Source organism: Chitinophaga sp., assembly GCF_035564935.1.
Lineage (GTDB): Bacteria > Bacteroidota > Bacteroidia > Chitinophagales > Chitinophagaceae > Chitinophaga.
Map to the genome: position 1 here is coordinate 1 of NZ_DATMTE010000650.1, position 25,187 is coordinate 25,187.

At 49.2% G+C, this 25,187-nt stretch carries 20 protein-coding genes; 19 read left to right on the forward strand and 1 reads right to left on the reverse strand.

Annotated features, from left to right (window positions below):
- From VN105_RS16685 to VN105_RS16775, 19 genes are all read left to right on the forward strand, one after another.
- Window positions 1–2,352, forward strand: a 2,352-nt coding sequence (locus VN105_RS16685; protein WP_325642663.1) for a TonB-dependent receptor, incomplete at its 5' end; no start/stop codon positions are given.
- A 41-nt stretch (window positions 2,353–2,393) separates the two neighbouring features.
- A complete protein-coding gene (locus VN105_RS16690; RefSeq protein ID WP_325642664.1) occupies window positions 2,394–4,199 on the forward strand; it encodes a RagB/SusD family nutrient uptake outer membrane protein in 1,806 nt (601 codons plus the stop codon).
- A 29-nt stretch (window positions 4,200–4,228) separates the two neighbouring features.
- Complete coding sequence (locus tag VN105_RS16695; RefSeq protein ID WP_325642665.1) at window positions 4,229–5,194, forward strand: BT_3987 domain-containing protein; 966 nt, start codon at window positions 4,229–4,231, stop codon at window positions 5,192–5,194.
- A 13-nt stretch (window positions 5,195–5,207) separates the two neighbouring features.
- Complete coding sequence (locus tag VN105_RS16700; RefSeq protein ID WP_325642666.1) at window positions 5,208–6,050, forward strand: endonuclease/exonuclease/phosphatase family protein; 843 nt, start codon at window positions 5,208–5,210, stop codon at window positions 6,048–6,050.
- A gap of 81 nt (window positions 6,051–6,131) precedes the next feature.
- Window positions 6,132–7,943, forward strand: a complete 1,812-nt coding sequence (locus tag VN105_RS16705; RefSeq protein ID WP_325642667.1) for a beta-galactosidase family protein — start codon at window positions 6,132–6,134, stop codon at window positions 7,941–7,943.
- Between the two features lie 288 nt (window positions 7,944–8,231).
- Window positions 8,232–8,675 (forward strand): CBS domain-containing protein, encoded by a 444-nt coding sequence (locus VN105_RS16710; RefSeq protein WP_325642668.1) that lies wholly within the window; start codon window positions 8,232–8,234, stop codon window positions 8,673–8,675.
- A 248-nt stretch (window positions 8,676–8,923) separates the two neighbouring features.
- Window positions 8,924–9,406, forward strand: coding sequence for an NADH-quinone oxidoreductase subunit A (locus VN105_RS16715; RefSeq protein ID WP_349255711.1), 483 nt, complete (start codon window positions 8,924–8,926; stop codon window positions 9,404–9,406).
- Between the two features lie 42 nt (window positions 9,407–9,448).
- Window positions 9,449–10,087, forward strand: coding sequence for an NADH-quinone oxidoreductase subunit B family protein (locus VN105_RS16720; protein ID WP_325642670.1), 639 nt, complete (start codon window positions 9,449–9,451; stop codon window positions 10,085–10,087).
- 89 nt (window positions 10,088–10,176) lie between these two features.
- Window positions 10,177–11,922: an NADH-quinone oxidoreductase subunit C/D gene (gene nuoC, locus VN105_RS16725; protein WP_325642671.1), complete on the forward strand. Its 1,746-nt coding sequence runs from the start codon at window positions 10,177–10,179 to the stop codon at window positions 11,920–11,922.
- An 11-nt stretch (window positions 11,923–11,933) separates the two neighbouring features.
- The gene (gene nuoE, locus VN105_RS16730; RefSeq protein WP_325642672.1) at window positions 11,934–12,398 is read left to right on the forward strand and encodes an NADH-quinone oxidoreductase subunit NuoE; all 465 of its coding nucleotides are present in this window, start codon (window positions 11,934–11,936) and stop codon (window positions 12,396–12,398) included.
- A 2-nt stretch (window positions 12,399–12,400) separates the two neighbouring features.
- Window positions 12,401–13,681, forward strand: coding sequence for an NADH-quinone oxidoreductase subunit NuoF (gene nuoF / locus VN105_RS16735; RefSeq protein WP_325642673.1), 1,281 nt, complete (start codon window positions 12,401–12,403; stop codon window positions 13,679–13,681).
- Entirely contained in the window at window positions 13,662–16,355 is a 2,694-nt protein-coding gene (gene nuoG, locus VN105_RS16740; RefSeq protein ID WP_325642674.1) for an NADH-quinone oxidoreductase subunit NuoG, read from the forward strand. Before nuoF ends, nuoG begins: the two co-directional genes overlap by 20 nt.
- Window positions 16,356–16,359: 4 nt before the next feature.
- Window positions 16,360–17,310, forward strand: coding sequence for an NADH-quinone oxidoreductase subunit NuoH (nuoH, locus tag VN105_RS16745; RefSeq protein WP_325642675.1), 951 nt, complete (start codon window positions 16,360–16,362; stop codon window positions 17,308–17,310).
- Window positions 17,311–17,320: 10 nt separating this feature from the next.
- Complete coding sequence (gene nuoI / locus VN105_RS16750) at window positions 17,321–17,836, forward strand: NADH-quinone oxidoreductase subunit NuoI (RefSeq protein ID WP_325642676.1); 516 nt, start codon at window positions 17,321–17,323, stop codon at window positions 17,834–17,836.
- Complete coding sequence (gene nuoJ / locus VN105_RS16755; protein ID WP_325642677.1) at window positions 17,833–18,363, forward strand: NADH-quinone oxidoreductase subunit J; 531 nt, start codon at window positions 17,833–17,835, stop codon at window positions 18,361–18,363. Before nuoI ends, nuoJ begins: the two co-directional genes overlap by 4 nt.
- Window positions 18,360–18,668 carry an NADH-quinone oxidoreductase subunit NuoK gene (nuoK, locus tag VN105_RS16760; protein ID WP_325642678.1) on the forward strand — a complete coding sequence of 103 codons (309 nt, stop codon included), beginning with the start codon at window positions 18,360–18,362 and terminating at the stop codon, window positions 18,666–18,668. Before nuoJ ends, nuoK begins: the two co-directional genes overlap by 4 nt.
- Before the next feature lie 13 nt (window positions 18,669–18,681).
- Window positions 18,682–20,571, forward strand: a complete 1,890-nt coding sequence (gene nuoL, locus VN105_RS16765; RefSeq protein WP_325642679.1) for an NADH-quinone oxidoreductase subunit L — start codon at window positions 18,682–18,684, stop codon at window positions 20,569–20,571.
- A 23-nt stretch (window positions 20,572–20,594) separates the two neighbouring features.
- On the forward strand, window positions 20,595–22,046 hold the full coding sequence (gene nuoM / locus VN105_RS16770) for an NADH-quinone oxidoreductase subunit M (protein ID WP_325642680.1): 1,452 nt from the start codon (window positions 20,595–20,597) through the stop codon (window positions 22,044–22,046).
- Entirely contained in the window at window positions 22,033–23,472 is a 1,440-nt protein-coding gene (locus tag VN105_RS16775; RefSeq protein WP_325642681.1) for an NADH-quinone oxidoreductase subunit N, read from the forward strand. The genes nuoM and VN105_RS16775 overlap by 14 nt, the downstream gene beginning before the upstream one ends.
- On the opposite strand, the gene VN105_RS16780 is transcribed toward VN105_RS16775, so the two are convergent.
- The coding region (locus VN105_RS16780; RefSeq protein WP_325642682.1) for an outer membrane beta-barrel family protein at window positions 23,469–25,187 on the reverse strand (1,719 nt) is incomplete at its 5' end. The two genes, VN105_RS16775 and VN105_RS16780, sit on opposite strands and share 4 nt — an antisense overlap.

Here is a 25,187-nt window from a genome sequence, read left to right on the forward strand (position 1 = left end):
ACAAAAAGCGGTAAGCCGGGAAAGCCCGCATATAATCTGCGTTATACAGAAGGTATCACCCAGTTTACCAAACTGCCTTCTTTTGCCGATGGCCCTACCTATATGAAATTATCGAATGAAGCGCTCACCACACGTGGCAGCGCACCCGTATATTCCGATGAGGCTATACAGAAAACCGCCGATGGCAGCGATCCCTACCTGTATCCGAATGTGGATTGGTTTGCGGAACTTTTTCGTAACAATGGAAAAGTGAGAAATGCGAATGCCAATATCAGCGGTGGTTCTGAAAAATCAGTATACTATATTGGTCTTGGTTACTATGATGAACTGGGGATGTATAAAACAGATGAGCTTACGAAATATAATTCTTCTATCTTCCTTAAACGTTATAATGTTACCTCTAACATTACACTGAAACCATCCGCCACCACTACCGTTAAACTGGGTATCCAGGGCTACCTGAGCAATGTAAACCTGCCCACTACCGCTGTGTCGGATATTTTTACCGACGCATATTTTATGACACCGGTGCAGATCCCTACCCGCTACCCGGATGGCAAGGTGGCCGATATCCGCTCCGGCAGCCTGTCTAATCCCTGGGCTAGTCTTACCCAGGGCGGTTACGCCAATCAATGGAGAAGCCAGGTGTATTCTAACCTGCGGCTTACACAGGAGTTGCCTTTTATTACGAAAGGATTGTCTGTAACAGGTATGTTTTCATTTGATGCCTATAACTATACCAGCAACCGCTATACGAAAATACCCGATACCTGGCTGGCCAACGGCCGTGATGCAGATGGTAATCTTACCTTCGACCAGGTAGCTATAGGCACCGAGTTTTTGCAGTATACAAAAAGTAACCAGGGAGAACGTACATTTTATTCTGAACTGGGTTTGAACTATAACAGGAGCTTTGGTAAACACGATGTATCCGGTATGCTGCTCTACAACCGCAGCGATAAGGCCAACACCTATGCGGGCGACCTGGAAACATCTTTACCCTATCGCTTCCAGGGACTGGCAGGACGTTTTACCTACGGTTTCCGCAACCGGTATTTTGCAGAAGTGAACTTTGGTTACAACGGATCGGAAAACTTTTACCCCGATAGCCGCTATGGTTTTTTCCCTTCCGCCGGTTTGGGTTGGGTAGTATCTGAAGAGAACTTCTTCTCCGGTATTAAAAATACGGTATCACTTTTCAAGATCCGCTTCTCACACGGTATTGTGGGTAACAGTAATATAGATGGCAGAAGGTTTGCCTATCTGGCTACGGTGGCCAATACCAGCGACTATTACTTTGGCAGGAATATCAACCAGAAATATACCGGTAAGGAAATTGGTGAATACGCAGTGGATGTACAATGGGAAACTTCCCGTAAAACCAACCTGGGCTTCGATATCGGGCTGTTGCACGACGATCTCACTTTGCAGGTGGATCTCTTCAGGGAGTACCGCAGCGGTATTTTCCTGCGCCGTAAATCCCTGCCGGGTTATATAGGGATGATCAATGCACCGTTTGGAAACGTAGGTGTGATCGATAACAAAGGAATAGATGCCTCTGTAACCTATAACCGCCGTATCGGCGCCTTCTCCCTGCAACTGCTGGGCAATTTCACCTATAACAGGAATGAAGTAGTAGAGAACGATGATCCCAGCTGGAAATATCCATGGCTGGACCGTAAAGGGCTCCGCGTAGGACAGCGTTTCGGGTACATCGCACTGGGGCTTTTTGAAAGCGACAAAGAAGTACAGAACTCACCAAGGCAGCCAGGCGATGTACGTGCCGGCGATATTAAATACAAAGACATTAACGGCGATGGCGTGATCGATTCTTACGACCAGGCGCCCATAGGCTATGGCGATGTTCCGGAAATTGTTTACGGCTTCGGTTTTACACTCGGGTATAAAGCATTTGCACTCTCAGCCCTGTTCCAGGGCGCAGCCCATGTAGACGTACTGCTGAACGGCGAAGGCACTATGCCTTTCCAGCAGGGCCTCAGCAGGGGCAACCTGTTTAGTAATATCAACAACCGGTGGACAGAAGAAAACCCCAAGCAGGATGTTTTTTATCCCCGCCTGATGGCCGGTTCGCTGAACGACAACTACGCCGCCAGTACCTGGTGGATCAAGAACAGCGACTATATCCGCCTGAAAACACTGCAACTGAGCTATAACCTGCCCGACGCCTGGATGAAACGCATGAAGCTCAAATCCGCCAACATTTTCCTGCAGGGTGTTAACATCCTCACTTTCTCGCCATTCAAACTCTGGGACGTAGAAGTAGGAAATGGAAGAGGTGCGGCTTATTCAAGTACTAAATCATATTCTGCAGGGGTTGCTGTCAACTTCTGATAAGAAACAATGATCATTCAAAAACTAATAATTCTCTCCCGATGAAAATAAAAAAGATCGCACACGTTTTATTGGTGAGTGCGTCTATGCTAACGGTTTCCTGCAACAGTAAATTCCTTGACCAGGTACCCAGCGATCGTATTACCATAGAACAGGTATTTAACCGGAGAAGATATTCCGAAGAATACCTCGCTAATATCTACATTACTATTCCTAATGAAGCTTATCGCAACACCTCCGCATGGGAAGGTTGTTCAGATGATGCAGATATCACCTACGACAGGCCCGGTTCCGGCTACAACACCTATCCCATGAACCTGGGTAACTGGAGCGCCGCATCGGACTATATGAATAACTGGACAAAATTTTACCAGGGCATCCGTTCTGCTACTTATTTTATGCAGCATATAGACGGTAACCAGGAAATACTGGCGCTTCCCAACGGGCAGGATCTTATTGATCAATATAAAGCGGAGGCACGTTTCCTGCGCGCGTTCTTTTACTATGGTATCATACGCCAGTACGGGCCAGCCATTATCTTGGGCGATATTCCCATTGCCGGCGACCTGCTGCCTACAGATGAGGAAATGCAGAAACCGCGCAATTCATACGACGAATGCGTGAGCTATATTGTTTCAGAACTGGACCTTGCTGCGCAGAAATTACCCAAACACTTTACTGCACAGGGTGAAAACGACTATGGCCGCGCTACACAAGCCGCCTGTAAGGCCATTAAAAGCCGCGTACTATTATTGGCTGCCAGCCCGCAATTCAATGGCAATGCCGATTACGCCGGCTTCCGCAACCTCGATGGTAAACAACTGATCAGCTCACAATACGATCGTGAAAAGTGGAAACGCGCTGCTGACGCCGCCCGTGATGTAATCACCGGTTTCAACTTCGCCCTGTATCGTAAGAACGATGCCAGCGGCGCTTTTGATCCTTATTTGTCAACCCGCGATGTATTCCTGGATCCCTGGAACTCAGAGGTGATTTTTGCCAGGACAACAAACAACCTGAAAGACTGGGAACGTTCAGTAACGCCGCGTTTAGCAAGTGGATATGCGGCAGTTGCCGTTACCCAGCAACTGGTGGATGAATTTGAGATGCAGAACGGGAAAGGGATTCATGAAGCAGGATCGGGTTACGTGGAAACAGGATTTTCCACGGCAGCTACCAAATACACTACTGCCGGTACCTACAACATGTATGTAAACAGGGAACCCCGTTTTTATGTGAATGTTAGCTATAACGGAAGCCTCTGGATCAATAAAAGCGAAGGTGATAAAGTGATACAAACTTATTTCACAGGTAACACGGGTAAAAAAGGTTCCTGGGATTTTCCCCGTACCGGCTATATAGCCAGGAAGAATGTTCATCCGGACAGCAACCCGAGGATTTCTCAATACGTGGCCCGGCCGTTTATACTGGTCCGTTACGCGGAAATATTACTGAATTATATAGAAGCATTGAACGAGTATGAACCGGGTAACCCCGACATCCTGAAGTACCTGAACCAAATCCGCAACAGGGCAGGAGTGCCGGATATTGCTGCAGGTTTGGGACAGGCAACCATGCGTACAAAGATCTGGCATGAAAGAAGGGTGGAGCTGGCGCTGGAAAGCCTGCGTTATTTTGATACCCGGCGCTGGAAGATCGCTGAACAAACCGATGGTGGCAACTTCTACGGGATGAATGTAGATGCCGGTACCAAACTTACGGACCTCGTGTTTTACCAGCGAACAGTTTTTGAGAGAAGGGTTTTCCTGAAAAACTATTACCTGTTCCCTATTCCTCAATCGGAAATAGACCGCGACAGGAAACTGGTGCAAAATCCCGGCTGGTAATTTATTTCCTGATGATCAATTTTATGAAGATGAAAATAAAGTTATTAATATGCGCACTTGCCGCAGCTACTACCTGGAGTAGCTGCCGGAACAACAGCATGGAACTGAGAGATATTTCCGACAGCACCGCTGTTGTATACATGCCACAGGCAGTTTCCGCTCCTGCCGTATATTCATTTGAAATATCCGACAAAGCAGACAGTATCGTTTACGGCGCCTGCTACGGAGGGCCGCATTCACCGGCATCGGACATACCGGTGAAATTCAGCGTAGATGCCTCGCTCATAGATCACTTCAACGGTAACAATTTTACCAGTTATCCTATGCTGCCCGAAGGCAGTTATGAACTGGAACAGCCCACTGCAGTAATTCCGGCCGGCAGGTTTAGCACGGCCCCTTTAAACCTGGTAGTGCATGTGGACAAACTGGATGGTGTAGGCAGTTACCTGCTGCCGGTAACCATTGAAACGAATATGAGTGTAAACGAAAAGCTACGCACTGCCTATTTCCTGATCAGCGGGCATTATACTACTAACCCGTTTCCTGCAATGGACCGCAGCAAATGGAAGGTGACGGACTTATCGTCTGAAGAACCAACAGGAGAAGGCGCCGCCAACGGCCATGCTATTCACGCATTCGACGGCGATGTAAATACATTCTGGACTACCCAATGGAAAGCCGCCAAGCCGGGGCCACCGCATTATATTACAATAGATATGCAGGAAAGCAGGAAGATCCATGGTATCAGTCTTACCGGCAGAACCGACAAAAATACCGGCGAGGTAAAAGCTACAGGCAATCCCAAAGATATCATCGTGGAGCTGAGCGCAGATGGTAACACCTGGACCTACTCAGAAAGTTTTACCCTGGCCAATGATAAAGTAAGTACCGTTTACCTGGCATATGCCCACGAAGCCAGGTTTGTAAAACTAACGGTCAATGCCAGCCAGGGCGACAGCTACCTGACCAATATGGCAGAGATCAATGCATTCTGATCAACTGAGCAAGATGATGATAAAGAAATTTATATGGTCCCTATGTATGGCAGGTGTAATGCTTTCGTGTGGCAAGTCTGATAAAGACAAGGCCACACCGGGGGAGCCGGTGCGCCCCAAAACGATGGTAAGAGTGATGACTTACAACATTTACGGCGCCCGTGCTTCCTCCGGAGCGCCTGCCAACCTGGAGGCCCTGGCAAGGATCATTAACAGGGAAAAGCCCGACCTGGTGGCCCTGCAGGAAGTAGATGTGTATACCCGTCGTACCGGCGTAAACGTTCACCAGGCGCAGGAACTGGCCCGGCTCACAGGCATGGAGTGGTATTTTACAAAGGCCATTGATGTGGGAGGAGGGGAATATGGAGATGCAGTGCTATCCCGCTTACCGATCCTCAGCAGCAAGCGTTATGCTTTGCCTGTGGCCGCCAGCGTAGGTGGCGAGTTCAGAACGGTAGCCATGATCCGCGTAAAAAAAGAGGAGCATGAGTTTTACTTTGCAGCCACCCATCTTGATCACCTGGCGCAGGAAGACAGCCGTTTACTACAGGCCGCGGAAATTAAAAAGATAGTGGCAGGCCTTTCCCTGCCCCTGATACTTGGAGGCGATTTCAATGCCATTCCGGGCTCGCGCACCATCGATATCATGCGAAGTTTTATGAGCCCGGGCTGCCTGCAGCAGTGTGCATTTACTTTTCCTTCCGATAACCCCGGCCGCACTATCGATTATATTATGACCACACCGGTAAACAGCTTTTCCGTATCCCGCTACAGCAGCGTTACAGGATACGACGAAGTGGAGAAAGCATATGCGTCAGACCACAGGGCGGTAGTGGCAGACATCAGTATACAATAAGAATGCAGGTAAGCCTACAAAAACTCCCCGGAATCAATTTTTTGACGTACTTTGTACGCTTATCTGCAACTTATTTGAACAATGAAAAAAGTAATCCTAAGCGGTATGCTGGCGCTGTCCTGTTGGATGGGGCAGGCAGTACAGGCGCAAAGCAAACATTCTTTTGCATTAAGTAAAACTGATTTTATGCTGGATGGGAAACCATTCCAGATGATCAGCGGAGAAATGCACCCGGCCCGCATACCACGTGAATACTGGCGTCACCGTATCCAGATGGCGAAGGCAATGGGTTGCAACACCATTGCTGCCTATGTTTTCTGGAACTACCAGGAACCCGTGAAAGGGCAGTTTGATTTCAGTACCGGCAATCACAACATTGCGGAATTTATTAAGATAGCGCAGGAAGAAGGCATGTGGGTGCTGCTGCGTCCTGGCCCTTATGTTTGTGCCGAGTGGGAGTTTGGCGGTTTGCCACCTTATCTCCTGCAAACACCCGATATAAAGGTACGCTGTATGGACCCGCGTTATATAGCGGCGGTAACTACTTATGTAAACCGTTTGGCTGCTGAAGTAAAACCATTGCTGGTAACCAATGGCGGACCAATTGTAATGGTGCAGATTGAAAATGAATATGGCAGTTACGGCAACGACAAAGAATATTTAAATACACTGAAAGAGATGTGGGTGAAGAATGGTATCAATGTACCATTCTATACTGCGGATGGCGCCACTGCCTATATGCTGGAAGCGGGCGGTGTGGAAGGCGCTGCCATAGGGCTGGACTCCGGTGGATCGGAAGCGGATTTCGCTGCCGCAAAAAAACAGAACCCCAATGTACCTGCCTTCAGCAGCGAATCTTACCCCGGTTGGTTAACCCACTGGGGCGAACAATGGCAACGGCCGGGCATAGATGGTATCGCTAAAGAAGTGAAGTTCCTTATGGATACCAAACGTTCCTTCAACCTGTACGTAATTCATGGAGGCACTAATTTCGGTTATACTGCCGGCGCCAATTCCGGCGGAAAGGGTTATGAACCGGATGTAACCAGTTACGACTACGATGCGCCAGTTAATGAACAGGGAAATGCGACGCCGAAGTACGAAGCGCTGCGTAAACTGATCGGTTCATATCTCCCGAAGGGCAAAAAATTACCAGCTATTCCAAAGCCAATACCCGCCATTACGATCCCTCAATTCAATCTTACGGCCTTTACTTCGGTGTGGGATCATTTGCCGCAACCGGTTAAATCCCCGCAGCCAAAGCCATTTGAGGCTTATGGGCAGGACTACGGTTTTATGGTGTATAAAACTACATTGATAGGCCATAAGAGCGGTAAGCTCACTATCAAAGACCTGCATGATTATGCTACGGTATTCCTCAATGGTAAATATATCGGGAAAATTGACCGCCGCCTTGGAGAAAGAACAATTGATCTGCCTAAAACGGATGTGCAAAATCCGGTACTGGAAATCCTGGTAGAGGGAATGGGGCGCATCAACTTTGCAGATGCACTTATAGATCGTAAAGGCATCACAGATCGTGTAGTTCTTAACGGCATGACGCTGATGAACTGGGACGTGTACGGCTTACCAATGACAGAAAAGTTTGTGCAGGAGCTGAGTGCATCTTCCAATAACGCTACCAAACCAGGGCAGTTTTTTAAAGCCACTTTTAACCTCGGTAAAACCGGCGATACCTACATCGATATGTCGGGTTATAAAAAAGGAATTGTTTGGGTAAATGGCCACAACCTGGGACGCTACTGGGAAATAGGACCACAGAAGAACCTGTATTGCCCTGCACCATGGCTGAAGAAAGGCGCCAACGAAATTGTAGTGTTCGACCTGCTCCAGGAAACACCTGCACCAGTGAAGGGTGTATTGAGTTTGTAATTAATATAGAAGGCGGATTTTGTCTGACACGGATTTTTGTCTGACCCCGGATTACGCTGATTATACTGATTACTTTGAATGATTATCTTAAAAAATATAATATAATCAAATCAAGGTAATCAGTATAATCAGCGTAATCAGTGTTCCAAGACAATTTTCATCGCCGAAGGCGATCTTTGCGTACTATTTACACGAATAATTTATTTTCACTGCCTTGCTTTTAACATTCAAAATTGGTAACTTAGGAATGGTGGTTTTTCATTTATTTACTATTCTAAAAGTCTTGCCATGGGAAAGGTACGTAATATCCTGCAGGTAAAGGGTCATGCAGTATTCTCCATAAATCCCGACAATACTGTTTTTGAAGCCCTTCAGCTCCTGGTTGACCATAATGTGGGAGCGTTGACAGTAGTTGATGAAGATGAACATTTCATGGGAATTTTTTCCGAACGTGACTATGCCCGCCGCGTGATCCTTAAAGGACGTGCTTCCAAGGAAACACTGATCCGTGAAATCATGACAGAACGGCCTATTACGGTTACGGAAGATGATTCCATTGAGGATTGTATGGGACTGATGACAGATAAGAGGATCCGTCACCTGCCGGTGATTGATCAGCAGAACAGGCTGGTGGGTTTGATTTCTATCGGGGATGTGGTGAAGTTTATTATTGACGACCAGCAGCATATCATTACCAGTCTTGAATGCTATATTACGGGTACGCATACCTGAGTATCGCATTTTTAATCTTTGTTTAATTGTATTTTTTGTAACTTCAGTTTCATATAGTCTTTACCGTATCGCGGCACCTGAACGTTATGAAACCGGGTTCATACCCCGGTCTTCCCTCTTGATCTGGCGGTTTACAGACTAGCATTACCTAACAGACATGTTCAGTAGATTGGAAAGCAGACTACTGGTATTTATCAGACAGACTGGCAAAACGGACTTTTAAGTAAATCGCTCGGAGGGCGAACACTTTGAAAAGCGCTGTTTCTGACATCACCCCCATCTGGCCATTTTTAGCATATGGTGCTATTGTTGTGATACTTATCAGTATCATACTGGGGCTCTCGTATGTACTGGGGCAACGGCATAAAGACCGTGCTACCGGCGAGGCCTATGAGTCCGGTATTATCTCCACCGGCTCTGCACGATTGCGGTTTCCTTCCCAGTTTTACCTGGTAGCGATGCTCTTCGTTATTTTCGACATTGAAACGGTTTTAATTATCTCCTGGGCAATTGCCTATGAAGAAGTTGGCTGGACCGGCTTTCTCGGCGTTGCTGTTTTCATTTTTATATTACTGGCTGTACTTATTTACGAATGGCGTAACGGTGCATTGGACTTCGGGCCCGATGGCAAAAGAATTTTACGCGCATATAAGAAAATGCGGAAGAAACACTCCGCTAACGTTAACGGTTACACGGACATTAAGACTCCAACGCCACAGGCACTGATGTAGCAATAGCATGTTGGTTTTATGATAAGGTAAATCAACTCTAATATGAAATGGTGGCTTACCAACGCAAATGATGTAACGGGTAAAATATCCGGCAATACTTCTATGGAAGAAGTGATACAGCAGAGTGTAATGCTCACTTCTGTAGAAAGCCTGCTGGCATGGGGACGGAAAAATTCACTCTGGCCCTTTCACTTTGGCCTTTCCTGTTGTTTTGTAGAAATGGCTACCGCTATGACCCCTAAGTATGACATGGCGCGTTTCGGCGCGGAAGTAATAAGAGGTACTCCCCGCGAAGCAGACGTCATGATCATAGCAGGCACCGTATTCATAAAAATGGCGCCCGTCATTCAACGTTTGTATGAGCAGATGATGGAGCCCCGCTGGGTAATATCTATGGGCTCCTGTGCCAACTCCGGAGGCATGTACGACATCTACAGCGTGGTACAGGGAGTAGATAAGTTTTTACCGGTAGATGTGTATGTGCCTGGTTGCCCTCCACGCCCCGACGCATTTATGTCTGGCCTCGTGATGCTGCGCGACAGTGTAGGCAAGGAAAAGCGGCCGCTCAGCTGGGTGATCGGTGACGAAGGCGTGGTCAGGCCGGAAAAAATATCCATGAAAGATGCCCTGTATGAAAAGCGGCAACAGATGACCCAGTTTAAAACACCCGATCAGATATAATAATACTTACTAACACTAACGGATATATGAAAGATTAAACCGGAAAAAGACCACAATATTATCTTACCCCCATCTAAACTTAATACGCCATGCCAGAGCGCATTGAAGCGGAATTAAGCTCCCGTTTTGGTGATATCACCTTCAAACCTCAGGTTACACGGGATGGGACGCCCACCTTCTGGACGCCACAGGAACATATTGTGGCCGTACTACAGTTCCTTAAATCTGAAATACAAATGCCCTATCGCATGCTCTATGACCTCACGGCCATTGATGAGCGTGCGTATAAACGGCAGCAGAACGGGCATAAACCCTATGACTTTACCGTTGTTTACACACTTTTTTCCTTCGACAGAAACGAATTCCTGCGCATCAAAGCCGGTCTCCACGGCGAATACCCGGCGCTGGATACTATCACGCCCATCTGGCCGGCCGCCAACTGGTATGAACGCGAGGTGTACGATATGTTCGGCATCCGGTTCAATGGGCACCCCTTATTGAAACGCATCCTCATGCCCTCCACCTGGGAGGGGCATCCGCTCCGGAAGGAGCATCCCGCACGCGCTACTGAAATGGGACCGTTTAAGCTCTATGATGAGAAGCAGGACAGGGAGCAGGAGGCCCTGCGGTTTAAACCCGAAGAATGGGGCTTAAAACGCCATAGCGAGGACGCCGACTTCATGTTCCTCAACATAGGTCCGCAGCACCCGGGCACCCACGGTGTACTGCGCATTATTCTCCAGCTTAACGGGGAAGATATTGTAGACGCCGTACCGGATATCGGTTTTCATCACCGCGGCGCTGAAAAGATGGGAGAACGCCAGTCGTGGCACACCTACATTCCATACACCGACCGCGTGGATTATCTCGGCGGCGTGAATAATAACCTGGCTTACCTGCTGTCGGTAGAGCAGCTGGGAGAGATAGATGTACCGCTACGCGCCCAGGTGATCCGTGTTATGCTCTGCGAACTGTTCCGTATTGCCAGTCACCTGGTGTGGTATGGCACCTTTGCCCAGGACCTCGGGCAGCTGTCGCCGGTATTCTATATGTTCACCGACCGTGAACGTGTTTTCGAGATCATAGAAGCTATTTGTGGCGGCCGCATGCATCCCAACTGGTTCCGCATCGGGGGCGTGGCGCAGGACCTGCCCGATGGCTGGGAGCCGCTGGTGAAAAACTTTATCAGCTATTTCCCCAAGCAGCTGAAGGAATACGACAGCATGGTGATGAAAAATTATCTTTTTAAAGCCCGTACCAAAGGCATCGGTATTTACACACAGGAAGAAGCCATTGAATGGGGGGTAACCGGTCCGGGGCTACGGGCCTGTGGCCTGGAATGGGACATGCGCAAGAAACGGCCCTACAGCGGTTATGAGAATTTTGCTTTTGAAATACCGGTGGCACAAAATGGGGATTGTTACGACCGCGCCGTAGTACGCGTGGAAGAAATGAGACAAAGCCTGCGCATCATTGAACAATGCGTGGCCTACATGCCGGAGGGGGATTATAAGTCGCACCACCCGCTGGCCACCCCGCCGGTAAAAGCACGCACCATGCAGGATATCGAAACACTCATTCATCATTTCCTCAACGTGAGCTGGGGACCGGTAATCCCAGCCGGGGAAGCCGCCGTTTGCACAGAGGCCACCAAAGGATGGAACAGCTATTACCTTATCAGCGATGGCAATACGGCTTCTTACCGCACCAGGGTACGGACGCCGTCTTTCCCGCATATGCAGATGATCCCGCTGATCAGCCGCGGATACACCGTGGCCGATCTGTTATCAATACTCGGAGGAATGGATTATGTACTTGCAGATATTGACAGATAATATAACAACATATGCTTTCTGCTATTGAAATAGAACAGATCACACACGAAATGCAGCAGGTGCCCGTAAAAAAAGCGGCCTGTATTGAAGCATTGAAAATTATACAGGGGCAACGCCGCTGGGTATCTGATGAAAGCGTGGCAGACATTGCCGCCATCCTGGAAATGAGCACAGCAGAAGTAGACAGCGTAGCTACTTTCTACAACCTTATTTTCCGGCGCCCGGTAGGGCGGCATGTGATCCTGCTCTGTGATAGTATCAGCTGCTACGTGATGGGCTATACGGAAATTAAACAACAACTGATGGAACTGCTGCAGATCAGCTACGGACAAACAACGCCTGATGAGCGCTTTACGTTATTACCCAACGCCTGTTTGGGTACCTGCGATCACGCACCGGCTATGATCATCGACAACGACCTGTACAGGGATCTGACAACAGCTTCCCTCTCACAAATTCTGGATCAATATTTATAAAGATGGAAAAACCGCTCACACAACATATCCCCTCATCCGGAGCGCCCCTTCACCTGAAGGAGTATGAAGCAGTGGGCGGCTATGCCGCATTACGACAGGTATTGCAGGAACTCACACCTGCGGAAGTAACAGGCAAAGTAAAGGATGCAAACCTCAAAGGCCGTGGTGGAGCAGGTTTCAGCACCGGCATGAAATGGAGCTTCGTTCCGGCAGAAGTAAACGGCCCCCGCTACCTGATCTGCAATGCCGATGAAATGGAACCCGGTACTTTCAAAGACCGCTGGCTGCTGGAAGGCAACCCGCATCAGCTGCTGGAAGGAATGATCATTTCAGCTTATGCTATACAGGCCACACAGGGTTTTGTATTTATGCGCTGGGCATATAAGGAAGCCGCGCGCATCATGAACCAGGCTATTGCAGATGCTTATGCCGCTGGTTATCTCGGCAAAAATATACTCGGTAAAAATTATAGCCTGGAAATGCAATTGCATACAGGCGTAGGCAGGTATATGTGCGGGGAAGAAACCGCCCTGCTCAATTCGCTGGAAGGCAAGCGCGCCGTACCCCGTGCCAAGCCTCCGTTCCCGCAGGTAAGCGGGCTGTTTGGAAAACCTACTATTGTTAACAACGTGGAAACATTGTCTTACATACCGCATATTATCAGCAAAGGCGGCGACTGGTTCAAATCATTGAGCTATACCGCCGACGGGGGTACGAAAATATACGGTGTAAGCGGAAAAGTAAACAAGCCCGGTGCCTGGGAACTACCTATGGGCGTTACTATGCGGGAATTACTGGAGGAACATGCGGGTGGTATGAAGGCGGGATACCGATTCCGCGGTGCGCTGCCCGGTGGTGCTTCAACTGATTTCTTAACCGATGCCCACCTCGATGTGAAAATGGACTTCGCAGGAGTAGCTGCCGCGGGAAGCCGCCTGGGTACCGGCACTATGGTGATACTGGACGACCGCACCTGCCCGGTGGGGTTTGTACATAACCTGGAGCATTTCTTTGCGCAGGAATCGTGCGGCTTTTGCACGCCCTGCCGCGAAGGATTGCCCTGGACGGAAAAAATATTATATGCAATGGAACAGGGACAAGGGACTTATGCAGACCTGGAGCAACTGGAAATGCATACCAGGCTGTTAGGCCCCGGGAATACTTTCTGCGCACTGGCGCCCGGCGCTATGGAACCGTTGCAAAGCGCGTTGAAATATTTCCGGGAGGATTTTGAACAACACATCAAAGAAAAAAAATGTCCATATGCCAATCATACACATTGATAATAAAACCTACGAAGTAAAGGAAGGCAAAAACCTGCTGGAGGCTTGCCTGTCGCTTGGTTTAAACCTTCCTTACTTTTGCTGGCACCCCGCCCTGGGTGCAGTAGGGGCCTGCCGTCAATGCGCCGTTAAGGTGTTCAAAGATGAGGACGATAAGAAAGGCAAGATCATGATGTCGTGCATGGAGCCGGTAAAGGATCAGATTCGTTTATCCATCGACGATAGCGATGCCCGCAATTTCAGGGAACATGTGATCGGCTGGCTGATGACCAATCACCCGCACGATTGCGCCGTATGCGATGAAGGCGGTTCCTGCCACCTGCAGGATATGACGGTGATGACAGGCCACTCTTACCGCGATTATCATTTCACAAAACGAACTTATAACAACCAATATCTCGGACCATTTCTTAATCATGAAATGAACCGTTGCATCCAGTGCTACCGCTGTGTAAGATTTTATAAAGATTTTGCCGGAGGAAAAGACCTGGATGTGTATGCCGCGCATAACCATGTATATTTCGGACGGCAGCAGGACGGTACGCTGGAAAGTGAGTTCAGCGGCAACCTGGCTGAAATTTGTCCTACCGGTGTGTTTACAGATAAAACCCTGAAGCAGCACTACACCCGTAAATGGGATCTTACCTCCGCTGCTTCCGTATGCCAGGGCTGCGGCCTGGGATGCAATATCATCGCTGGCGAACGCTATGGCGCCGTGCGGCAGATCACTAACCGGTTTAACGGTGCGGTAAACGGTTATTTCCTTTGCGACCGTGGCCGCTATGGCTACGAGTTTGTAAACAGTGAACAACGGATCAAAACACCGATGGTGTATCATGGACCTTCGGATAAAGCCAACGGTATCCCGGTGTTGCAGCATGTGCAGCAACGGATGGTACCGGGAAAAACAATCGGCATCGGCTCACCAAGAGCTTCCCTGGAATCAAACGCTGTGCTGAAGGAACTGGTGGGAGCAGAGAATTTCTACCTCGGGGTATCCGCAGCAGATCACGACCTGGTATCGCTTTCCCTCAGAATACTGCAACAGGGACCGGTGCGCAGCGCTTCCCTGCAGGATGCAGCAGCAGCAGACGTAGTGCTTATTCTCGGTGAAGACGTTACCAACACGGCGCCGATGCTGGCCTTGTCGGTACGGCAGGCCATCCGCCGCATCCCGGTAGCAGAAGTGATCAGTCACATTCACATGCCCGCCTGGCAGGATGCTGCAGTGCGGGAAGCCGTTCAGGACAGCAAAGGCCCCCTGTATATTTTAAATGTGCAGGAAACAAAACTGGATGAACTGGCAAAAGGCGCCTATCACACCGCACCCGACAACATTGCCCGTATAGGCTTTGGCGTTAGCCACCTGCTGAGCAGTAAAATGCCGGAAGTAAAAGGGATGTCTGAACAGGGCAAAGCAATTGCCGCAGAAATAGCAGGGGTACTCAAAGCAGCGAAGCACCCGCTTATTATTGCAGGCTATGGTGGCGGCAGTGAAGCTATCATCAAGGCCGCAGCTAATGTGGCATGGTCGCTGCACGACCTGGGCATCGATGCTATGCTCACCTATACAGTGCCGGAATGCAACAGTGCAGGGCTTGAAATGCTGGGTGGCCACCGGCTGGACTCGGCGGTAGACCGCGCGCTGAACAATGAAGCAGATACGGTGATCGTGCTTGAAAATGACCTGTACCGCAGGCTGAACCAGCATCGTGCAGAACAGTTCTTCGGAAAAGTAAAGGATGTGATCCTGCTCGATCATCTTTATAACCCTACTGCTGAAAAGGCTACTATTATTCTCCCTGCAGGAACTTTTGCGGAATCAGACGGTACGCTGGTGAATAATGAAGGTCGCGCCCAGCGTTTTTTCCAGGTGTTTTCTCCCGGCTCCGCGGTACAGGAAAGCTGGCGCTGGCTGTTACAGGTAGCAAAGGCAACAGGGCACACTGCACTTTCTGCACTGGAGCACCTGGATGATGTGGTGGATCATATTGCCCGTACCCACAAAGTATTTGAAGGTATTGATACGCTTGCTCCGCATGCCGGTTTCCGTATTGCCGGTCAGAAAGTGCCCAGGGAGCCTCACCGTTTCAGCGGCCGCACGGCTATGCAGGCTAATATTAACGTAAGCGAGCCACGGCCGCCGCAGGATATGGATACCGCTTTGTCGTTCACCATGGAAGGATACCGCGGGGAACCGCCTTCTTCCATGATCCCTTTCTTCTGGGCGCCCGGATGGAACTCTGTACAGTCAGTGAATAAATTCCAGGTGGAAACGGGTGGACCGCTGCATGATGGTAACCCGGGACGCCGGCTCATTGAACCTCACGTTAACGGGCATACGCCGTTTTACACCGAGGTGCCGGAACCTTACCTGCCGCTCAAAGAACATTTATTACTGGTGCCGCTCTATCATATTTTCGGATCTGAAGAGCTGAGTGTGCATACACCGGGCATTGCTGAGCGTATTCCTGCTCCGTACATCATGCTGCACAGCGAAGATGCCAAACGGTTGCAGGTCGCCGAAGGCCACCTGCTGCATTTTATGGATTACGGGCATCAATATACGTTACCGGTGATCATTAACGATACCTTACAGGAAGGCGTTGCGGGGATCCCTGTAGGCCTGCCGGGCATGCAGATCTCAGAGGCGCCGCAACTGATAAAAGTATAATGCTATGATAAACTTCTGGTGGATTATAGGCGGGGTGCTTTTTGCACTGTTAAATACGGCCGCCGGGCTTATATGGGTGGAGCGCCGGATGCTGGCGCTGTGGCAGGACCGCTATGGACCCAACAGGGCAGGGCCTTTCGGCTTGCTGGTGGTACTGGCGGATACGATCAAGTTGTTTTTTAAGGAAGACTGGATTCCTCCTTTCGCAGATAAAGTAGTGTTTGTGTTTGCACCCGGCGTGGTGATGCTGAGTGTGCTCATGAGCTTTGTGGTGATACCATTCGCACCGGGTATCATAGTAGCCGATCTGAATATAGGGTTGTTGTTTTTCCTGGCTATGTCGTCGCTGGGTGTATACAGCGTGGTTTTGGGCGGTTGGGCTTCCAACAATAAATACGCCTTGCTGGGCGCTATGCGCGGGGCCTCACAGATGATCAGCTACGAAGTATTTATGGGGCTGGCACTGATGGGCGTGGTGGTATTGAGTGGTTCTTTCAATCTTGCTGAAATAGTGGAAGCACAGCGGAAAGTATGGTTTATCATTCCGCAGTTTATTGGCTTCCTTATTTTCCTGGTAGCAGGCGTAGCGGAAACGCACCGTTTGCCCTTTGATATTCCTGAGGCGGAAAGTGAGCTGGTGGCAGGGTTTCACTCTGAATATTCAGGGATGAAGTTCGGCATGTTCTTTATTGGCGAATACCTGGGCGTAACGCTGATTTCCGGTATGCTGGTAACGCTTTATTTCGGTGGCTGGCTTGGCCCTGCATTTTTACCGCCGGTGCTGTGGTTTGTGATAAAAACGTTTGCGTTTATCATGCTGTTCATCCTGTTCCGCGCTTCTATGCCGCGGCCACGTTATGATCAGCTGATGGAATATGGCTGGAAAATATTGTTTCCTTTATCGATCTTAAACCTGATGGTAACAGCTGCCATTAAGCTGTGGTTAAATTCTTAAAACAACGAACATGTTTAGTCTGGTAAGAAGTATGTGGCTGATATTCCTGCATATGTTCCATAAGCGGGAAACATTTCAGTACCCTGAGCAGAAGGCGCCATTGCCGGCCCGCTGGCGGGGCCGCATTGCGTTAACCCGCGATCCGGACGGAGGCGAACGGTGTGTAGGCTGTTACCTCTGTGCGGCCGCCTGTCCTGTGGATTGTATCTCCCTGCAGGCAACGGAAGATGATGCAGGCAGAAGGTACCCGGAATTTTTCCGGATCAACTTTTCCCGCTGTATTTTCTGTGGCTTTTGCGAAGAGGCTTGTCCTACTTACGCGATACAGTTGTTGCCCGATTTTGAGATGGCGGAATATAACCGGCAGAACCTGGTGTACGAAAAGAAAGACCTGCTCATTAACAGCGAAGGCAAGTATCCCGGCTACAATTATTACAATGTGGCCGGTATGGCTATTCGCGGAAAAGACAAAGGCGATGCGCAACACGAAGAACCGCCGGTAGATATTAAAAGCCTGATACCATGATAGGGACTGCATTTTATATTGCTGCGTTCATCGCGGTATTAGCTACGGTGATGGTGATCACCCGGTACAATATTATGCACGCCCTGCTGTACCTGGTGGTTTCTTTACTGGCAGTAGCAGTGGTGTTATATCTCTACGGCGCGCCTTTCATGGCAGCACTGGAAGTGATTGTATATGCCGGCGCCATTATGGTATTACTCATCTTTTTTGTGATGATGCTCAACCTTGGAAAAGAGTCGGCTGTACAGGAAAAGCTGTGGCTGAAACCGCGTATCTGGATCTTTCCTTCTTTGCTTTGCATCATTTTGCTTGGGGAGCTTGTTTTCCTGGTATTGCAGAATCATCAGCCGGTTTCGGAGGTGAAGATGGTGAATCCAAAAGAGGTGGGCATGGCTTTATTCGGGCCTTATATCCTGGCGGTAGAGCTTACCGGGATGTTACTGATGGCAGGCATTGTAGGCGCTTATCATTTAGGACGGCAGAAAGAAAAAACATTGCACCGGTTCCTTGAAAATAATCAATCATGATATTACATCCTACCACTGCGGGTATGTTGCTCGCCGGCGTTTTATTTGTGCTGGGACTGATCAGTATCCTGGTTCGCCGCGACATCATCTTTATGTTGCTTTCTGTGGAAATTATGCTGAACGCCGCAGGGCTGGCCTTTGTAGTGGCGTCTTCCCACTGGGGCACGGCCGACGGGCAGGTGATGTTCATCTTCATACTGGCGATGGCGGCGGCGGAAGTTTCGGTAGGACTGGCATTGATCTTACAGCTATATCATCAGCTCAAAACACTGGACAGCGACGAAGCAGCAAAAATGAACGGATAAAATATTCAATTGTATGTTTCCTGCACTCATACCGATCCTGCCTTTTATAAGTGCTTTCCTGCTTATGCTGGGCTGGAAGCGGATTAGCCGTATAGGCGTTACCGTAATAGGATGCGGCAGCATCGGGTTAGCTGCATTGGTGGCCATCATTATTGCCATGCAGTTTGCCGCGAATGGGGAACAGGCCATTGTGCAGCATACCGGCAACTGGCTGGAAGCCGGTGGTTTTAAAACGGGCTTCGATTTCCGGATGGATGCACTGTCGGTAGTATTTGTGCTGGTGATCACTATTGTAGGGTTCCTGATCCATATATATGCTTCCGGTTACATGCATGACGAACTGGATTATGCCCGCTTCTTTGCCTGTATGAATTTATTTGTAGGCGCTATGCTTACACTGGTAATGGCAGATAATTTATTGCTCCTGTATTTCGGCTGGGAAGGTGTTGGTCTTTGCAGTTACCTCCTCATCGGCTTCTGGTATAAAGATCCGGCCAATGGATATGCAGCGCGGAAAGCTTTCATAGTAACGCGGGTGGGCGATACCGCTATGGCCATTGCATTGTTTATGTTGTTCCAGTATACCGGTACTTTAAGCATTCCCGGCATATTGGAAAACAGCAGGCATGTATGGTCTGTGAACGATGGCATGATTACCGTAATAGCCCTGCTGCTGCTGGGTGGCGCCGTAGGTAAATCGGCCCAGCTACCCCTGCAAACGTGGCTGCCCGATGCCATGGCCGGGCCTACACCGGTGAGCGCATTAATACATGCTGCCACTATGGTTACAGCCGGTGTTTACCTCATTGCACGTACACATACTTTATTTGAACTGGCGCCGGCAGCGCAAGCCATCACTGCTGTAATAGGCGCTGTTACATTGATACTGGCTGGTTTCAGCGCATTGGTGCAAACGGATATCAAAAGGGTACTGGCCTATTCAACAGTGAGCCAGATCGGGTATATGTTCCTGGCGCTGGGTTGTGGTGCATGGTCGGCTGCAGTATTTCATTTTGTAACACATGCTTTCTTTAAAGCCTTATTATTCATGGCAGCGGGGGCTATAATCGTTGCACTGCACCATGAGCAGGATATGTTTAAGATGGGTGGATTAAAAAAACAATTGCGGGGTGTGTACTGGGTATTCCTTATCGGTTGCGCTTCCCTGGCGGCTATTCCTTTTGTAACAGCAGGGTTCTATAGTAAAGACCAGATCATCTGGTTATCCTGGTCGGCGGCGGGCGGTCATGTTGGCTTCTGGCTGGCGGCTTTGCTGGGCGCACTGCTCACGGGCATGTACACCTTCCGCATGTTCTTCCTGGTGTTTTACGGAGAAGAGAAAACAAAGGTGCACCATCAGCCGGGGAACAGTATGATGATCCCTCTTTACATACTGGCCGTGTTATCTACGGTAGCAGGGTTTATAGAACTGCCGCATACCATGGGACATGTAACCCTGTTCAGTAACTGGTTGCAGCCGGTATTGCCTGCAGTATCAGTATTACATGAAAGCCCTGGTATGGAATGGACCTCGCAGGCATTGTCGGCTTTGCTGGCGCTGAGCGGTATAGGGTTGGCCTATGCCTGGGTGGTAAAGCATCCCAAAGGAATGTCCGATTTCCTGGAAATGCCTGCCATCATGTGGCTGCGTGGCTACTGGGGCAGGGGATGGGATTTTGATGAATTGTACAACGTGTTGCTGGTGCGTCCTTATGTGTACCTGTCGCGCATCAACAGAAGGGATCTGATAGATACGATCTACACCGGGCTGGGAGCATTTATGGAATGGTGTCATAACGTGCTCGCACGTACGCAGAGCGGTTTGTTAAGATGGTATATACTAAGCGTGGTGCTTGGCGCAGTGGCGATATTATCTGTACTGATCTGGCGGATTTACCTATAACCGGAACGATTAAACGAAAAGTTATGATACTGCTGGTAATGATATTGGTTCTTTTTGTTGCGGCGTTATTGTCCTGGGCAGCCGGCGTGAAAAGCCATGCGGCCAGCCGCTGGATAGCCCTTTGCAGCCTGCTGGTGAATCTCGGCATTATCACCGGGGTTTGGCTGGAACATACGCACAGTAACAACCGTTGGTGGTACCAGTTCCGGATGGATTGGGTACCGCATTTTGGTATCAGCCTGCACCTGGCCATGGACGGATTGAGTATGCTGATGCTGGCGCTTACTTTTTTCCTGGGAGCGCTGGCGGTGCTGATCTCCTGGAAGGAGATACAGAACCGGGTAGGGTTCTTTCACTTTAACCTGTTGTTTGTGCTTTGCGGTATTACCGGCGTATTTCTTACCATGGATCTTTTTTTGTTTTATTTTTTCTGGGAGATGATGCTGATACCCATGTATTTCCTGATTGGTATCTGGGGACATGAGCACCGGGAATATGCAGCCAATAAGTTTTTCCTGTTTACCCAGGCGGGAGGCCTGCTGATGCTGCTGGCCATACTGGGGCTTTATTTTGTGCATAAAGCTAACACTAACGTATATACGTTTAATTATTTTGAATTACTGAACACACCTATGACGCCTTTCATGGAGCGTTGGCTGATGCTTGGCTTCCTGGTTGCTTTCCTGGTGAAATTACCGGCAGTGCCTTTTCATACCTGGTTGCCGGATGCGCATACGGAAGCGCCTACCGCCGGTAGCGTGATACTGGCGGGGCTGCTGCTGAAAACCGGCGCTTATGGTATCCTCCGTTTTGTATTGCCGCTGTTTCCCGCAGCGGCGGCGGATATAGCGCCGGTAGCTATGTTGCTGGGCGTGGCAGGCATCCTGTACGGCGGTATGCTGGCTTATGCTCAAACGGATCTGAAAAGACTGATCGCCTACACCAGTGTAAGCCATATGGGTTTTGTGCTGCTGGGCGCTTTCGCCTTCAATGAAATAGCGTACCAGGGAGTAGTGATGCAAATGATTACACATGGCATCAGCACCGGCGCATTGTTTATTATTGCCGGTGCATTGTATGAACGCATACATACCCGCAACCTGCGGCAGATGGGCGGTTTATGGCTGCGGCTTCCAATGATGGGCAGCGCTGCCATGATCTTTGTAATGGCCTCTCTTGGTTTACCGGGACTGGGCAATTTTGTGGCGGAGTTCCTGGTGTTGCTGGGCAGCTGGCAGGCCAGCCATGTGTTTACCATCCTGGCTACTATCGGCCTGGTGGTGGCAACGGCGTATTCGCTGCGTATTATGCAGAAAGTTTTCTTCGGTCCCTGCGACCGGCAGTATGCCATGCCCGATCTGAACGGGCGTGAGCTGGTGATCATAATAGCCCTGGTAATAGTGATATGCTGGCTGGGCTTCCATCCGCAACCGGTATTGAATACTTCCCAAAACATCGACTATGTCATTCGCTGATTTTTTAAGTCTTGGTCCGTTGATCACCCTGTGCGCTGCCGCAGTGGTAGCCATGTTGCTGGTAGCGGCCTGGCGTAATCACCGCATTGTATACAGCTTTTCGCTGATTGCTTTTGGTATGGCCATGGCAGCGGTAATTCCTGCCATCAAATATATTCCGCACCCGGTGCCGCCGTTACTGGTGATCGACGAATTTTCCCTCTTTAATTCCGGGTTGATACTGGTATCAGGGTTTATTATCCTGTTGTTGTCATTTAACTATTTTGAGGAAAGGGAAGAGCGGAAAGAGGAGTATTACATTCTCCTGTTACTGGCTACTATAGGCGCTTTGGTGCTGGTAGTGAGCCGTCATTTTATGTCGCTGTTCCTGGGACTGGAAATACTGAGTATCAGTTTGTACGGATTAATTGCGTACCTGCGTGCCCGTGAGCGTTCTGATGAAGCGGGTATCAAGTACCTGATGCTGGCGGCTTTATCTTCGGCCTTCCTGTTGTTTGGAATGGCGCTGATATATGCCTTCACGGGGCACATGGATTTTCCGGGCATAGGCGCCGCATTGCGGGAGGCAGGTTACCTGCCGGTGAGTGTGATGGCAGGCTTTGGCCTGATGCTGATAGGAGTGGGCTTTAAACTGGGCATTGTTCCTTTCCATATGTGGGCGCCGGATATTTATGAAGGCGCGCCGCTGCCGGTGGCAGCCTTTATTGCAACTGTTTCCAAAGGAGCCATGTTGGTGCTGCTTATCCGGTTCTACCAGGATATTCACGGCAACGATTACCCGATGTTGTGGTGGATTGTGGCTATTATAGCCGTGGCTTCTATGTTTGCGGGCAACTGGCTGGCGCTTACCCAGCAGAACATCAAACGTATCCTGGCTTATTCTTCTATTGCGCATATGGGTTATATCCTGGTGGCTTTTTTATCCGGTGTGCAAACGGGATTGGAGGCGCTGGCTTTTTACCTGGTGGCTTATTTTATTACCAGTATCGGCGCTTTCGGGGTGGTGATTGTGATGTCGAGCAGTTTGCAGGATGCAGAAACGATTGCTGATTACAGGGGGCTGTTCTGGCGGTATCCCTGGGTAGCTACGGTATTTACGGCCATGTTGTTGTCGCTGGCGGGTATCCCGCTTACAGCGGGCTTTATCGGTAAGTTTTACGTGGTGTTGGCAGGGGTGGATGGTCACCAGTGGTTCCTGCTGTTTATGCTGGTGATTAACAGTGTGATTGGCTTATATTATTATATCAGGCTGGTAGCAGCTATGTTTGCGGTGCCTGCAAAAGGGCAACAAACAATGGTGGTACCGGCCCTGCCCATGGCCGGTAATATTACCCTGGTTATTTTAACCATACTGTTAATAGGGCTGGGTGTATATCCTACTGCTATGATGGCGCTGATCCAGCAAATGATGCGGATCCTTGTTTAACCCGCCCTGTTCTGTTCATCGCTGGTACCGGTTTTCCTTTCGCGGGCGGCTTTAATGGTAGCGCTGCCAAACTTATAGCTGAAGGAAAGGTTCACCGTGCGGAACTGCCAGGTATTAAAAATGCTCATGTTCAGGTTGGCAAATTCTGCAGCCCCGCGGTAGCTTTCATTCCGCAGGATATTGTTATAGCTTAATTTCACTGTAGCGTTTTTATTCAGGAACATTTTCTGAACGCCCAGGTTCAGGTTATACTGTGCGTAGCCCCTGAAAATACCGAAAACAAAAGGCGAGTTATAGTATCCCATCACCTCTACCTTAAAATCTTTCGGAAGGGTAATGGTATTGGTACTGCTGATATAACAATTAAAGTTATAGCGGTAGTAAGGATCGTTAGTGGCAGGATCTTCAAAACGGTATTTGTTATAAGAGAAATCAGCATTGTTATCACTGGTCCACCACTTTGTAACCTGGAAAGGCAGCGTGAACAGGATACTGTAGATATCGGTTTTATCGTAGTTACGCTCTGTACTGATGGAGGCCTTGGTACTATCATCCTGGGTAATAAATTCTTCCATCATATCCTTGATCCGGCTATAGCGGAAGGTAGCGATGTACTTGTCCTTAAACGTATAGGCCAGTTCGGCAATATTGCTGTATTGTGGCCGCAGGTAAGGGTTTCCCCGGAAATACGTATACTTGTCCAGGTAAAACATAAAAGGGTTCAGCTGACCATATTGTGGTCTTTCTATCCTGCGCGACATTGCCAGGCTTACTTTATTTTTATCGTTTAGCTTTTGCTCTATATTAATATTCGGAAAGAAGTCGGTATACGAACGTTTCACATTGGTGCCTGTTGTATAAGAAGTACCGTTGGATTCCGTGTTCTCTACCCTGAGGCCCAGCTGCAGGTTTGTTTTGTGTATTTGTTTTTTATAGGTGGCGTAAGCGGCATAAATATTTTCCTGGTAGTTAAAACGGTCGCTTAAGGAAGGGGACGGTTTATAACTGCCATGAAACAATGAGTCAAACTGTAACACATTGGTGGTGGTTACAAAGCTGGTTTTGGCGCCGGCTTCCAGTTTGCCTTCCTTTCCCAGGGGCCAGCTCAGATCTGCTTTGAGGCTTTTGATGATCACCTGGGTGCCGCCTGTGGTGCGGATACTGTTGGGGTTGCGGTTCAGCTCTGTTTTGGCATCATGCAGGCTGTCGTTCAGCTGCATAAGCCGGTGGTTATTGAACTGGGCATAATCTGCATCAAAACTGATTTCGCGGCCGCCGGCTGTATCCAGTATGATTTTATAGTTCAGGTTAAGCGCAATGTTATCGAACTTATTATCATTGGTGGTAAGGGAGTTCACAATGGAGTCTGCCGGCATATTGATACGGCCGAGATTTGCATCGCTGTAGATCTGGTTACTGAAGGCGTTTTTATAGCCATTAGCCAGTATACCGATAGTTTGTTTGTCGGTGATAAAGTAGTCCGTTCCTACCTTCAGGTAGTTGTTCTTAAAGCGGTTGCGTTGAAATATATTTTGCTGGAGATAGGTAGAGCTGCCGTCGCTTTCTTTTACGTTCCTGCTGTATTCACGGGTCACCTGGCGGGGATAGTCGCCCTGGTCGAAGTTGCCGAACAGGTTGAATTTTTCTGTTCTCCAGTTGATATTACCGGAAATACCATAGCGGCCGTATCTCGACTGGGTAAGGGTAGCATTTAC

Coding starts and splice junctions, on each gene's coding strand:
- VN105_RS16690 (WP_325642664.1), top strand. CDS start 2,394: ATGAAAATAAAAAAGATCGCACACGTTTTATTGGTGAGTGCGTCTATG.
- VN105_RS16695 (WP_325642665.1), top strand. CDS start 4,229: ATGAAAATAAAGTTATTAATATGCGCACTTGCCGCAGCTACTACCTGG.
- VN105_RS16700 (WP_325642666.1), top strand. CDS start 5,208: ATGATGATAAAGAAATTTATATGGTCCCTATGTATGGCAGGTGTAATG.
- VN105_RS16705 (WP_325642667.1), top strand. CDS start 6,132: ATGAAAAAAGTAATCCTAAGCGGTATGCTGGCGCTGTCCTGTTGGATG.
- VN105_RS16710 (WP_325642668.1), top strand. CDS start 8,232: ATGGGAAAGGTACGTAATATCCTGCAGGTAAAGGGTCATGCAGTATTC.
- VN105_RS16720 (WP_325642670.1), top strand. CDS start 9,449: ATGAAATGGTGGCTTACCAACGCAAATGATGTAACGGGTAAAATATCC.
- nuoC (WP_325642671.1), top strand. CDS start 10,177: ATGCCAGAGCGCATTGAAGCGGAATTAAGCTCCCGTTTTGGTGATATC.
- nuoE (WP_325642672.1), top strand. CDS start 11,934: ATGCTTTCTGCTATTGAAATAGAACAGATCACACACGAAATGCAGCAG.
- nuoF (WP_325642673.1), top strand. CDS start 12,401: ATGGAAAAACCGCTCACACAACATATCCCCTCATCCGGAGCGCCCCTT.
- nuoG (WP_325642674.1), top strand. CDS start 13,662: ATGCCAATCATACACATTGATAATAAAACCTACGAAGTAAAGGAAGGC.
- nuoH (WP_325642675.1), top strand. CDS start 16,360: ATGATAAACTTCTGGTGGATTATAGGCGGGGTGCTTTTTGCACTGTTA.
- nuoI (WP_325642676.1), top strand. CDS start 17,321: ATGTTTAGTCTGGTAAGAAGTATGTGGCTGATATTCCTGCATATGTTC.
- nuoJ (WP_325642677.1), top strand. CDS start 17,833: ATGATAGGGACTGCATTTTATATTGCTGCGTTCATCGCGGTATTAGCT.
- nuoK (WP_325642678.1), top strand. CDS start 18,360: ATGATATTACATCCTACCACTGCGGGTATGTTGCTCGCCGGCGTTTTA.
- nuoL (WP_325642679.1), top strand. CDS start 18,682: ATGTTTCCTGCACTCATACCGATCCTGCCTTTTATAAGTGCTTTCCTG.
- nuoM (WP_325642680.1), top strand. CDS start 20,595: ATGATACTGCTGGTAATGATATTGGTTCTTTTTGTTGCGGCGTTATTG.
- VN105_RS16775 (WP_325642681.1), top strand. CDS start 22,033: ATGTCATTCGCTGATTTTTTAAGTCTTGGTCCGTTGATCACCCTGTGC.